Origin of the sequence: Shewanella sp. SACH (assembly GCF_001887095.2) — a bacterium.
GTDB classification, from domain to species: domain Bacteria; phylum Pseudomonadota; class Gammaproteobacteria; order Enterobacterales; family Shewanellaceae; genus Shewanella; species Shewanella baltica.
Genome location: NZ_MPDG02000001.1, coordinates 1,467,515 through 1,481,034 on the forward strand (window position 1 = coordinate 1,467,515; position 13,520 = coordinate 1,481,034).

The 13,520-nt window shown below is 46.5% G+C and carries 12 protein-coding genes; 8 read left to right on the plus strand and 4 right to left on the minus strand.

Translation table 11 applies throughout. The features are described from left to right. Positions 1–234: 234 nt before the first annotated feature. Together umuD and umuC are read left to right on the plus strand one after the other, a co-directional pair. Positions 235–651: a translesion error-prone DNA polymerase V autoproteolytic subunit gene (umuD, locus tag BM607_RS06355; protein ID WP_249269571.1), complete on the plus strand. Its 417-nt coding sequence runs from the start codon at positions 235–237 to the stop codon at positions 649–651. Further along, positions 648–1,922 (plus strand): translesion error-prone DNA polymerase V subunit UmuC, encoded by a 1,275-nt coding sequence (gene umuC / locus BM607_RS06360; RefSeq protein ID WP_071939426.1) that lies wholly within the window; start codon positions 648–650, stop codon positions 1,920–1,922. Before umuD ends, umuC begins: the two co-directional genes overlap by 4 nt. 181 nt (positions 1,923–2,103) lie before the next feature. Here the strand turns inward: umuC and BM607_RS06365 are convergent, their stop codons facing one another. Next, positions 2,104–3,261 carry a cupin domain-containing protein gene (locus BM607_RS06365; protein ID WP_006086813.1) on the minus strand — a complete coding sequence of 386 codons (1,158 nt, stop codon included), beginning with the start codon at positions 3,259–3,261 and terminating at the stop codon, positions 2,104–2,106. 219 nt (positions 3,262–3,480) lie between these two features. Here BM607_RS06365 and BM607_RS06370 point away from each other — a divergent pair, with 219 nt between their 5' ends. Then, the gene (locus tag BM607_RS06370; RefSeq protein ID WP_071939425.1) at positions 3,481–4,107 is read left to right on the plus strand and encodes a 3'-5' exonuclease; all 627 of its coding nucleotides are present in this window, start codon (positions 3,481–3,483) and stop codon (positions 4,105–4,107) included. Positions 4,108–4,236: 129 nt separating this feature from the next. Here the strand turns inward: BM607_RS06370 and BM607_RS06375 are convergent, their stop codons facing one another. Together BM607_RS06375 and BM607_RS06380 are read right to left on the minus strand one after the other, a co-directional pair. Next, complete coding sequence (locus BM607_RS06375) at positions 4,237–5,283, minus strand: LacI family DNA-binding transcriptional regulator (protein WP_011846920.1); 1,047 nt, start codon at positions 5,281–5,283, stop codon at positions 4,237–4,239. A gap of 105 nt (positions 5,284–5,388) precedes the next feature. Next, positions 5,389–6,117 (minus strand): DUF3334 family protein, encoded by a 729-nt coding sequence (locus BM607_RS06380; protein ID WP_006081816.1) that lies wholly within the window; start codon positions 6,115–6,117, stop codon positions 5,389–5,391. Between the two features lie 357 nt (positions 6,118–6,474). Between BM607_RS06380 and BM607_RS06385 the strand changes: the two genes are divergently transcribed. From BM607_RS06385 to crr, 5 genes are all read left to right on the plus strand, one after another. Next, positions 6,475–8,112 (plus strand): methyl-accepting chemotaxis protein, encoded by a 1,638-nt coding sequence (locus BM607_RS06385; RefSeq protein ID WP_011846922.1) that lies wholly within the window; start codon positions 6,475–6,477, stop codon positions 8,110–8,112. 208 nt (positions 8,113–8,320) lie between these two features. Further along, entirely contained in the window at positions 8,321–8,716 is a 396-nt protein-coding gene (locus BM607_RS06390) for an ACT domain-containing protein (RefSeq protein ID WP_006086817.1), read from the plus strand. Positions 8,717–8,744: 28 nt separating this feature from the next. Next, complete coding sequence (locus tag BM607_RS06395) at positions 8,745–9,002, plus strand: HPr family phosphocarrier protein (RefSeq protein ID WP_006081819.1); 258 nt, start codon at positions 8,745–8,747, stop codon at positions 9,000–9,002. Positions 9,003–9,205: 203 nt separating this feature from the next. Then, the gene (ptsP, locus tag BM607_RS06400) at positions 9,206–10,909 is read left to right on the plus strand and encodes a phosphoenolpyruvate--protein phosphotransferase (RefSeq protein ID WP_071939424.1); all 1,704 of its coding nucleotides are present in this window, start codon (positions 9,206–9,208) and stop codon (positions 10,907–10,909) included. 71 nt (positions 10,910–10,980) lie between these two features. After that, a complete protein-coding gene (gene crr / locus BM607_RS06405) occupies positions 10,981–11,490 on the plus strand; it encodes a PTS glucose transporter subunit IIA (protein WP_006081821.1) in 510 nt (169 codons plus the stop codon). A gap of 228 nt (positions 11,491–11,718) precedes the next feature. Here crr and BM607_RS06410 read toward each other — a convergent pair whose 3' ends face one another. Then, entirely contained in the window at positions 11,719–13,101 is a 1,383-nt protein-coding gene (locus BM607_RS06410) for an MFS transporter (RefSeq protein ID WP_071939423.1), read from the minus strand. Positions 13,102–13,520: the final 419 nt, after the last annotated feature.

Here is a 13,520-nt window from a genome sequence, read left to right on the forward strand (position 1 = left end):
AACGCTCACCCTTGGCGGTATTCACGCCGCCAAGGGTGCTTTAGAGCAGCCATCATCAATTGCCCAGCACCTCGACACTCATCACTCGACAGCGCATACAATCAGCACACAGCATAAAACAAGTTCGTCTTTGCGCCAGGGTCGATAACACAACTGTCCCAACATAAATTATTTCGATAAGTTTCATTGTTAGACTATACTGTTCATACGTACAGTATATTGTGATTTATTATGATGATCCTAGGCCGCTTCGCCAAACATACCCAATATCGGCTCTCGCTATTTAGCTCCTTGATTGCCGCAGGATTTCCGTCACCAGCCCAAGACTATGTAGAACAAACATTAGATCTCAATGAGTTATGCATCAAGCACCCCGCCGCCACGTTTTTTGTCAAAGTCCAAGGGGATTCGATGATCGAAGCGGGGATTTTCTCCGGTGATATTTTGGTAGTGGATCGCTCATTACAGCCGGCCCACGGGGATACCGTTGTCGCAGCAGTCAACGGCGAGTTTACCGTAAAGCAATTGCAACTGCGCCCTGTGGTGCAATTGCTGCCACGTAATGCCTTATTCTCCCCGATTGTCATCAATGATGAGTCTGAGTTAAACATCTTTGGGGTGGTGACCAACGTGGTGAAAAAGCTCAAATGACGCCCTCACTATTCGCCCTCGTCGATTGCAATAATTTTTATGCATCCTGTGAGCGGATGTTTAGGCCAGATTTAGCTGGCAGGCCGATTGTAGTGTTATCCAATAACGATGGCTGCGTCGTCGCCCGCTCGGCAGAGGCAAAACAACTTGGCATCAAGATGGCGGTGCCTGTGTATCAAATCGCAAACCAACTCCGCCAGCATCACGTCGCGGTATTCTCCTCCAACTATGCACTCTATGCCGACATATCAAATAGAGTCATGACCACCTTAGAGCAAATGGTACCGAAAGTAGAAGTGTATAGTATTGATGAAGCGTTTTTAGACCTTTCTCGTCTCGATAAATGCATTGATATTCATCAGCTTGCCTTAGATATTTATCAACGGATACCGCAGTGGATTGGGATCAGTGTTTGCGTCGGCATTGGACCGACAAAAACCCTCGCTAAACTGGCAAACCATGCCGCGAAACGTTATCCCGCGACGCGGGGCGTGGTTGACTTGCGCGACCGTGAACGCCAACGACGGCTGATGGCGCTTATCCCTGTCGACGAAGTCTGGGGAATAGGCCGTAGGCTTACAAAACGCTTGAACATCATGGGTATAAATACCGCGTTGCAATTGGCGGATGCGCATCCAAAGCTTATCCGCGACACCTTTTCTGTCACCGTTGAGCGCACGGTACGCGAACTTAACGGCATTACCTGTGATGACATACAAGAGGTCGCCGCCACTAAGCAACAAATTATCAGCTCCCGATCCTTTGGCAGCCGTATTGATAATTTAGAAGCGATGCAACAGGCAATCAATGAATACACTTTTAGGGCCTGTGAAAAACTGCGCTCCGAGCGCCAGTACGCTAAAGCGATGTCAGTATTTGTGCGTACTAGCCCTTTTAGCGATGCAACTCCCCAGTACAGCAAATCACTGTCGGGCAGTTTAGTTCGCCCCAGCAATGATACGCGGGATTTTGTCACCCTTGGCCAAAGCCTACTGCAACGCATTTGGCGTGAAGGCCATGCCTATGCAAAGGCCGGTGTCATGTTAGGGGATTTTTTTGGTACAGGCGTGTTTCAGCTCGGATTATTCGATGACGTCACGCCTAGGCCTAAAAGCAAGGAGTTGATGCAATTACTCGATAAAGTGAACCACAGCGGTCATGGAAAAATTTGGTTTGCAGGGCAAGGTATTGACCCGACTTGGGGAATGAAGCGTGAGCACCTTTCTCCTCGTTACACCACCCAATGGGCACAATTGCCCATAGTGAAATAATCAACAAATCCAATGGCTAATGACCGTCTGCGAATCACAGAACCCACCTAACTCTAAACTAACTCTAAAATCCATATAGCACTAAAACCCATCTAGATCTAAAAAATATATAGCGCTAAGCCCCGTTGGGTGTTAACGCTAAAGTGGCATTAACACCCATCAAGCTTTGGCTCATTTCGCCTTAACACTCTTCATCGCTGAGATCTTCAAAGTACCAGTAGCCTAGATTCACCCACTCGGTAAGTTGCGTGAGCAAATCAGCATGGGCTAACCAAGGGGCTAAGGCAGCTTTATCCAACTGATTACTATCACATAGTAATGGGATCACTGCAGCCAATTCGGCTGAAAGCGGATACTTATCACCATTAATATAGACAACGCCCTGTGCCACATTAATATCAAAATACAAACAGCGCAGCCCGCCGAGGCGAATAAGCGGCTGCTCATCGAGCCAAGCGAGCACTTCGTCTTGCGTGATGTCCAATGGCTCATCGGGTAAATCTAAGGCGCATTTTGACTGAGTTAAATAGCGGCCCGAAAACTCGCTCACCAGTTCATCGGTCAACATATTGGTCAGTTGGGTACGTAGCCGCGCTAAATCGCCATTATCGACACAACCACTGCGCGTTGTCAGCTCGCGGTCTGGATCTGAAATCTGCTGTGCGCCTAAATCCTGTTCAGACAAATGATCGGCCAAAGCACTTATCATATCTTTGGCGGAGGCGGTGCGATAACCCACTGAAAAACTTAACGACTGTTCTAAGGTTATGCCGTCATGGGGGAATCCAGGGGGAATATAAAGGATGTCGCCGGGCAACAACTCAGTATCGATAATCGGGTCAAAGGCTTCGGTGTGCAGCAAAGCGGGATGGGCGGCAAACTCTTTGTGCGGCCCCAGATCGCCCACACGCCAACGGCGACGTCCCGAACCTTGGCAAATAAACACATCATACAGATCGATATGCGGCCCCACGCCACCGCCAGGAGTGGCAAAGCTCACCATCACATCATCTAAACGCCAGCGCGGAATAAAATCGAAGCATTGGATCAAGGCTTCCGCATCGGGCACCCAGTTATTCAAGGCTTGGACTATTAAAGTCCAATCCCGTTCACCGAGATGATCGTAGGAATCAAAGGGACCAAATTCCGCCTGCCATTGGCCAGCTTGTTGGTACACCCGCCGAGATTCCACCAGCTCATCCATGGCTAAGCCAGCTAATTCTTCGGGCGAAACTAAATCTTGAAAATGCTTGAATCCTTGGCGGATCACCAAGGGTTTTTTCTGCCAATACTCTGCTAGAAATTGCGCGGGCGTTAAGCCGTTAATATCGAGTTGCATGGGTTGCTCACAAACCAAACTGTTATTCATAGCGGCAAATGCTAACAGGAAGCGAAACCAAGAAAGCTCGACCGGATCAACAAAGCATTAAGTCTTTTGTCAGCATCAATGTGATAGTGAATTTACTAACGTATTGAATTACAATCGGCTTATCAAAAAGCATTTCGCCACAAACAGCGCTAATGCTGACACATCATTTATTGAGTCCATGTAAGATCTATGCCTACATCAGCTGCTAACACTTTGGTCGTGCTCGACTTTGAAACCACGGGGCTGTCGCCCAATCAAGGGGATCGCGCGATTGAAATCGGGGCTGTGCTGATTGAAGACGGCGTGATCACCCAAAGATTTTCTGAGTTAATGAACCCAGGATTTAGAATAAGTCGCTTTATTGAAGACTACACAGGGATCAGCAATCAAATGCTCAGGGACGCGGCGCCCTGCAATGAAGTGATGGCGCGTTTTGCGGACTTTATCGCCGATCACAATTTAGTTGCCCACAATGCGGCGTTCGATCAGCGCTTTTTAGATGCGGAGTTTGCCCAAATTCGCCATCGTTATCTTGGACAATTTGGCTGTTCCTTGCTGGTGGCGAGACGTTTGTATCAAGCGGCACCCAATCATCAGTTAGGGACTTTAGTGCGCTATAAACAGTTGCCAACCGATGGCACCTTTCACCGCGCCTTAGCCGATGCCGAAATGACCGGCCATTTGTGGCTAGCTATGCTGGCAGACCTTCAGCAAGAGTTTGGACTCTGCTCACCGACCTTTGAGTTACTGCAAAAATTAGCGAAGAAAACCAAAGCAGAGGTGCCGAAGTTTTTACGCCAATACGCCGCCAAGTGATATCAAAAAGCAAAAAAACGATAAATCCAAGGATTATCGGCGTTGTTTCAATCGGTAAATTAAGTGACCAACGAGTTGCCAACAAATAACAGTATGATAGAGCTACAAACGCCTAGCGATAACGGCCATCTATAACGGCTTAAGCGGCGCGCTATCAATGCCGCATGAGCTGCGAACCACTAAGGTTGTCGGAATAAGCTGCGCACTCACCTCTTGTCCGCGGATAAGTTTGAGTACACTGTCGACTAAGATCTCACCGGCTAATTGGGTGTTCTGCTTAATGGTCGTTAATGGCGGATTAGCAAAACTCGCCACCGGAATATCGTCATATCCCACTACAGCCACTTGCTCAGGGACTGAAATGCCCTTTTCTTTCAACGCCCGAATCGCGCCAATGGCGATCAAATCGCTGGCCGCAAATATCGCATCAAACTTAGCGCCTTGGGCAATCAACACCATAGCGGCATCGTAGCCTGAACTTTCTGTGCTGATGGCCGACACTTGCTTAGTGCGATCCACGGGAATATTCGCCGTTTGCAGCGCCTTCACATGCCCTAAATATCTGTCCCTAAACTCAGGGCTATGGCTCGAAGCATCACCTAAAAAGGCAAAAGCATTGCGGCCAAGGGAAATCAAATGCTCTGTCGCAATCAAGCCGCCTTGATGATTATCACAGCCAATCGACAACACAGACTTATTGTTATGTTCGGCGCCCCAAATCACAAAATGGGTATTCTGCGCTAACAGTCGCTCCAGCTTTTGCTCGTAATCCATATAGTCGCCATAACCGAGCAGAATAATGCCATCGGCTTTATTGCTGTCTTCATAATCGGCATGCCAATCGCTGGATAATTGCTGAAAAGAAACGAGTAAATCATAACCCTGCTGCGCCGTTGCTCGGGTAATGGAACCTAGCATAGACAGGAAAAAGGGATTGATTAACGAGTCATCATTGGTGGGGTCTTCACACAATAACAGCGCTAAGGTATGGCTATTTTGGGTGCGAAGATTACTGGCATTTTTATCAACCTTGTAATTCAGCTCTTTAGCAATGGCTTGAATACGTTGACGGGTCTCTAAATTGACTAACGGACTGTTTCTAAGGGCACGGGAAACCGTAGACTGGGATACGCCAGCACGATAAGCAATATCAATCGAGGTCGCTTTCGATGCCATAGAGAGGAGGTAACCTTAGTGATTATTTTGCGTCGATACTAAAACAGTTCCGCTAACTTGTATAGACGAATGCATTAACATCCGTCTTACACTTGGTTTTTCTGCTTAAATGCCAAGCTGATCGAGCAAATCATCGGCGTCATTATCAATGGCGCGAGTCGCAATGGCGGGTTTGTCTGCCATCTTCACCCAAGGCGAAACATTCGACGTTGAGTCCTTATTACCGCCTATCGTACTGTGCTGCTCTAATAGGCTGTCGGGGTCGAATTCTTCATCGTAAACAAATTCATCTAAACGAATGAACTCAGTTTTATCCATGGCAAATTCGAGGTAGAAAATATGATTGTTTTCAGTTCTAAACGACACTCTACGGGCGACCGCATCATCTAAGTTAGCATCGATTGAAATGGTTAACTCTTTATTAATCGTCAACATTTTTGGCTGACTTTGGCTGATTGACGTTTGCAATTCTTTTGAAATTTTATTAATAAAATCCCCTAAGATTTGGTTCATCAACTCACCCATCACGTTACTCACTTCATCTGACGTATGCGAAAACGCCAACTCAGATTCAGGCATGCCCATGTTCAGCATGTAGCGACGGTAGATTTCAATCGCCGCCGAAGATGAAAAGTTAATGACGACTAGGCCCGAAAAACCGCCATCAAAAATCGAGAAACAACCGAGATCGGGTTTTAGACGCGTGCGCGCGATACTTTGTACCATACCCGCGTGGGTAACATTACTGGCACTGGTGCTAGAGAGTACGTGGGCGACTGAGTGACATAACTTCAGTAAAATATCATCCGACGTTACGATAGTATTTGTGGTCATAATCGATTCTCAAACTGAATAATGCATTAATCTTGCGCGTAAAAGCGTAAAAAATCAAAATTAAAACAATTGATTAGCCTAATTTAGCAAGGCCGCAAAGTTAACATAATGCTAACTTATTGATATTTAATAGGTCAGAAAAAACCTGAAACGTGCAACGACTTAAAAAACTGCATAACTTAATAAGAACATGCCCCATAATGCAACAGATTAAAATTCCCTATCATCATTTCCTGCTTTAGATCAAAGAAACTCATATTTTATAACGGCTTTTGCTGAATTTATGTCACAGATGATTCAATTGAGATTGATTCGCAGGTATATTAAGCAACAATTATTAGCCTTTGAGAAACCCCAATGATCACGTTTTTGCGCCGATTTACCATCTTGCAACGCTTAATGATGATGCTTCTTATGGCCGCGATAGGGACTGTGTGTTTTGCCAGTTTTTCGATTAAGGAGCAGTACAGCAATTTAATTGAGCAGAAATGGCTACAAATAGACGGTCAACTCGCAAGCATGTTAAGCGTGATAGATGTACATCGTCAGGATGCGCTCAAAGGTAAATACAGCGAAGAAGACGCCAAGAAAGCTGCCGCTGAGTTAATCAATCAGACTCGCTATTCTGGCTCAGGCTATTTCATTGTTATTGATGATAATAATCAAATCCTCGCCCACGGTGACAATGCAAGTCTTGTTGGCACCTCAGCATTAACGTTCAAATTACCCAATGGCACCAATCCATTGGCCACTATGCTGCCATTAGCGCGGGCTAAATCGAAAACCACCCTCGAATACCCCATAGCTGATCCTATGACTCGCGCTATCGAAGATAAGCTCGCCGAAGCCCGTTACTACCCACAATGGGGCTGGACAGTGATGACAGGTGCTTATCTCAGTGACGTTAAAGCGAGTTTAAAGTCAGTTATTATCGATTACCTGATTATCATGTTTTTGATTTCAGTGCCGATTTTTGCCTTCTTCCTTGTGCTTAATCATTCCATCACCTCGCCATTGAATGATGCTATTGATGCCCTTGAAGATATTGCCCAAGGCGAAGGCGACTTAAGTCAGCGGATTAATGCCCAAGGTAAAGATGAAATTGCCCACCTTGCCCGCGCCTTTAACATGTTTGCACAAAAAATTGGCGACATGGTCGGCCATTTACAGCCCTTAGGCCAAGCGTTAGACACTGACGCCAAACAACTCTTAATTGCAGTTGAAGAGTCCAATCAAAGTGCTGAGCATATCCACAGAGAAACGGGCAGCGTTGCCACCGCTGTCAATCAAATGCTGTCGACCACCCATGAAATGGCGAGCAACACTCAGCAAGCGGCCGATGCGGCGAACAGCGTAAAAGAACAGGCGCAGCAAAGCCAAGTGGTGATTGACAACACGGTCAGCAACACTGAAAAGCTGGTGGCAGAATTAAAAGCCTCTGAAGTTATTACCCAAAAACTGGGCGTCGCCTCACAGCAAATCGGTAGCATTCTCGATGTGATCCGCAGCATTGCTGAGCAGACCAACTTGCTCGCCCTTAATGCCGCCATTGAAGCTGCGCGAGCGGGGACCCATGGCCGCGGTTTTGCTGTAGTTGCCGATGAAGTCCGCGCACTCGCCACTCGCACCCAAGACTCGACCAATGAGATCCAAAAAATCATTAGCGAGATCCAATCTGGTGTCGGCTCAGTAATGAAGAGCAACAATCAAACTCAGCTGCAATCCGATGAGCTGCAAGCCCAAGCCCACGAAGCCGGTAAAGCCATGGCAGCGATTCTGCAATTGATTGCCCATATCAGTGACATGAACACCCAATTAGCCAGTGCCACTGAAGAGCAATCACTGGTGACCGAAGAGATTAATCGAAATATTTGTAATATTTCGGAATTAACTGAAGTCTCAGTCAAAGCCAACGAGAGCAACAGTCATGCGGCTCAGTCACTGCAAGACATTAGCCAAGACATGTCACGCACCTTAGGCCAGTTTAAAATCTAACTAAAGTGTATGAGAACAGCATGACTTGTCGACTGGGGCGCCATAGGGCGCCCTTTTCTTTGGGTAAACCTTCTGGTAACGCTTGTTAACCGCTAGCTCACCAACAATGAATTTCAACGAAAAAATCCCATTAACCACAAATTCTCTGTCACGCTAACGTTTGATATGCGGTATGCTTTAGCCTTAAAAATCCAACCGAGACACTGCCATGCGAATGACCTTAGCCGTTCACCCTGAACAGTACACTATTCATAGCTTTAGCCCGAATGCCGTATTGCCCAGTGAGGTTTTTGCACAGGACATGTATTTCATTGGTAAAACCCAAGAAGGTTTATCTTTAGTCATTTCCAGTGAGATGCAACTCGACAGCCTAGAGCAAGAACCGGGCTGGTGTTGTTTTGAAGTGCTCGGGCCACTCGGATTCTCGATGACAGGCATTTTATCTAAGGTGTCTGGCACCTTAGCGGACGAACAAATCAGTATTTTTGCGATTTCCACCTTTGATACCGATTACATCCTCGTGAAAAATAATCGCCTCAAAAGTGCCATCGCCGCCTTGAAAAAACAGGGCTACCACATCATAGAATCGAAAGACGAAGTGTAATACCCCTTTAAATATGAGCTCATCCACTATGTACGAAAAATCTGTCACCATTACCGCCAAACATGGGATTCACACCCGCCCTGCAGCTTTACTGGTTAAAGAAGCCAAAACCTTTGACTGCGATGTCATGGTCGAATGTAATGGTAAGCAAGCCAGCGCTAAGAGTCTGTTTAAGCTACAAACTTTAGGGCTATATTCTGGCGTCACGGTAAGAGTGTTTGCAGAAGGTGAACAGGCACAAGCCGCGGTTGAGAAAGTCTCCGAGCTGCTGATCACACTAAGCTAGGCCTTTGTCCTATTTTCTAGTGCACAGATTAGCGCACTAATCTCTAAGTGCTTGCATGTAGGGCCTACCGACGAGGGATGAGTTGAAACAGGTTCTGTACGTGCCAATAGTTTACATGCCAACGCTTTACAAACTCAACGCCACTCAACTAGACTCGCTAGCGCTAACGGGCACTCAGTTCAGTGGTTAATTTAGGAAGGGATATGTCAATAACGGGGATTATAGTGTCATCGGGAATTGCCTTTGGTCAGGCACTTCACCTTATTCACACCGAACACCACCTCGATTATCGCCCTATTCCCCTGTCGAAAATTCCCCAACAACAGGGCAAGTTTACCAAAGCCTTGCAAGAGCTACAGGCACAACTGGCCCACAGCCAAGCCGCACTCGATAGCGACTCAGAAAATTATCAGCTGATCGAAGCCGATTTATTGTTATTGGAAGACGATGAATTAATCGAGCAAGTGAACGATGCGATTCGTACCTTACAATTGTCGGCAAGTGTGGCGGTTGAACGCATATTTGCCCATCAAGCCAACGAGTTACAATCCCTAGATGATCCCTATTTAGCCAATCGAGCCCAAGATGTACGCTGTTTAGGCCAACGTGTTGTTGCCGCGATCAATGGCCATTTAAACCAAGGGCTCGACAAACTCGATAAGCCCACCATCTTGTTGGCGCAAGATTTAACCCCCGCCGAATTTGCCTTGCTGCCAAGGGAAAACCTCTGCGGTATTGTGCTCAAAACTGGTGGTTTAACCAGTCATACGGCGATTTTAGCCCGAGCTGCCGGCATTCCAGCCATCTTAAGTTGTCAGTTTGATGCCGATTCGATCCCCAACGGCACGCCCTTGGTACTCGATGCGCTCAATGGTGAGCTTTGCGTTAATCCCAATCCTGATCAACAGGCAAGACTCACAGTCACCTTTCACCACGAACAGGCAAGACGGGCGGCGCTGCAAACCTATAAGGATGGCCCAGCGAAAACCCAAGATGGCCATATCGTAGGACTTATGGCTAACGTCGGCAATCTCAACGACATCACCCATGTCAGCGATGTTGGCGCCGATGGTATAGGTTTGTTTCGCACTGAATTTATGCTGATGAACGTCAGCACCCTGCCCGATGAGAAAGCCCAATACAGCTTATATTGCGATGCATTGCACGCTCTGGGCGGTAAAACCTTTACCATCCGCACCTTAGATATCGGTGCCGACAAAGAACTGCCTTGCCTGTGCCAAGAAATAGAAGATAATCCCGCCTTAGGGCTACGCGGTATTCGCTATACCTTGGCACACCCCGACTTATTTAAAACCCAATTGAGGGCTATTTTGCGCGCCGCAAACCACGGCCCAATCCGCTTGATGTTCCCTATGGTCAATCAAGTAGAAGAATTGGATGAAGTGTTTGCACTGATTGCCCAGTGCCAAGATGCCCTAGAAGAAGAAGAGAAAGGCTACGGTGAACTCAGCTACGGTATCGTTGTCGAAACCCCCGCAGCGGTATTTAACCTCAATGCTATGCTGCCACGACTCGACTTTGTCAGCATTGGCACCAATGATTTAACCCAATATGCAATGGCAGCCGATAGGACAAACCCGCAGCTTACCCGCGACTATCCGTCCCTTTCGCCTGCCATTTTAGCGTTAATTAACATGACAATAGTCCAAGCAAAAGCGGCCAATGTGAAAGTGTCGCTGTGCGGCGAACTCGCCAGTTCACCACAAATTGCACCGCTGTTAATCGGCATGGGGCTGGACGAACTCAGTGTTAACTTAAGCTCACTGTTAGAAGTCAAAGCTGCCATTTGCCAAGGCAACATCCAACAATTTTCGGCGCTGGCGCACACAGCATTACAACAAGATAGAATTGCAGGTCTACAGCAGTGTATAACAAGCTATAAATAGAGACATTTATTCGTTATGCTGCATTACAGAACAAAAACAATGACAAATACAAGCAAAAGAGGCTCTAGATTATGGGATTTTTAAGCCGAATAAGGCGCTTGGTATCGGGCCAGACTCAGTTAGCTGGCGGTATCATGGTATATGCCCCCGTTTCCGGCGATATCGTCGCTATTGAAAAAGTCCCCGATGTGGTTTTTGCTGAGAAGATTGTCGGTGATGGCATTGCTATCGCCCCCAAAGGCGAATTAATTCTTGCGCCTATCGACGGCACCATCGGAAAAATTTTTGAGACAAATCATGCCTTCAGCATTGAGTCTCCCCAAGGTTTAGAATTATTTGTGCACTTTGGTGTCGGCACAGTCGAGCTGAGAGGCAAAGGTTTTAAACGTTTAGCCCAAGAAGGCCAAGAAGTGAAAGTCGGCGATCCGATTTTGTCCTTCGATATTGATTATCTTAAAGATCAAGTCGACAGCCTACTCACCCCTGTCGTACTGGCGAACATGGAAGACGTCAAATACCTAGACAAGGCTCAAGGCAGTGTCACTGCAGGTAAAGACGTGATCTTTACGGTACAGCTCTAATTTAACTGTTTAACATGCATCGTTTATCGGTTGTGTTTTGAATAATAAAAGGCTGACTCATAATCATGAGTCAGCCTTTTAAGTGTTTGAAAACCGAGCCTAACACGGTATTTGAATTCGCCAAGCTGTAGCAGTCTCGATACACAGCATTTAGAACAATCCATTTCGGTCGTTTTCACGCTAAGCCATCACGTTAGCTGCAACGAGCTGAGATAGAGTTCTCGTATACTAATCCGCTTTAAACATGGAAAAATCGGGTCGCGGTAGTCTATCTAAAATACTGTACAGATAAATCACCAATACCGAGAGTGCGGCGCCCGTCAAAAACAGCCACTGACCGCCAAAATGATCCAATATAATACCGCCTCCAAGGGGCGCGAGCGCAAAGCCTAAGTCATAGAATGAGGCGGCGCCAAAGTAAGCACCCCGAAGATGGTCAGGGGCTAAGCGGTCGATATGCACATTCATAGTAGGAAACAAAATCGTCTCGGCGACGCTCATCACCACAATTGCCCCTATCCAGCCCCAAAAAAGATCCAGTGGATTAAATGCCAGCCAGATTTGTGAGCAGATAAGTAACAGCAATCCGATTTGAATCCGTTTGACGAGCGGAAAACGGGCCATGAGTTTCAATAGCAAAAATTGGGTTGAGATAATCACCATAGCATTAGTGAAAATCATGCCAGAGATTAACGTCAGTAAATCAGGCGCGCCAGCGCGAGTAAGATATTGGATCAACGAACTGTCCATTTGGGCATAAATGAACATACACAAAATATTGGCGAAAATTAAACATTGCAGCAGTTTATCTTGCAATAGAATGGCGACAATTTGCTTACGGCTCACGACTGCCGCTTTTTTCGTGCTCGCCTCAGTATCACTCGATAAGCCATTCACACCACGATTAACACCATCACTTGTCATGTCATTTACACTGCCACTTGCACCATCACTTTCAGTGCCACTCGTAGCGTCACTTAAATTGTCATTCGATGAGGCGCCAGCCGCCAAAGCAACATCCTGACGGGTTTGATGGTTAAATCCCCAATATAACAAGGCTAACAACACGGCAAAGGCCACTGCGGTAAGGTAAAAACTGGACTGCTTGCCCGTAAGACCAAGCCATACCCCAAGCATAGGGCCAACGGCGCAGCCGACGTTGACGATGAAATACAGCGACTGCATCGCCAATTCACGCGTCTTAGGATCGGCAATGATGTCGCCAATAGCCGCCGATGTTAGCGGTCGCCACAGTGAAGTGGCCATAGAGCAAAGGGTCATCACAACCACATACCCCTCGACAGAATTGGCTTCAGCCAATAACGAAAACGAGATGATATAGAGGATGCCCGTCAGGTACATCAGCTTATGACGACCTATTCTGTCGGACAATGAGCTACCAACAAAGCTCGTAAATACCGAAATAATCGCGGCGCAGGACAAGACCATGCCGACCTCAGTGGCACTTAGCGCGAATTTCTCATATAAAATAACGGCCAAAAATGGCCATACCATGTAATAACTGCCACGGGTGATAAAAGACCCAAACAGAAATATCCACATCAAGCGCGGAAATTGCTTAAATCGCTGCCAAGAAACATCGCTGTGCATTTTAATCCTTTAAAAATCGCGCTAGAGTCAACGCCAGATATCAAGCTGATTTTAATGAGAAAACAATATATAACAGACAGTTTTGGTTAAACAAGTGTTAACGATTTTATCTGTGGCGTATTAAATATAAATACCGAGTGTCTGATGCTAAACGCATAGAGCTTACCTCGACTTATGGGTTTTGGTTGAAATCCTTAGCTCAGGCTCAGGTCGCTAAAAAGTGAACAACCTTGTGAGCTGAAGCTGAAGGATGAAAGTGCATAAAGGTGAGAATGTGGTGAGACAATAGGCATGATTAGTCATAGTAATGATGATAAAAAAATATACTTAACAATTGCTTAAAGCAAAAAAAGCGGCACCTAACGATGGTGAATAATGTAAACGCGGAATGGAAAAGCGATGTAGAGATCATTTCTTCG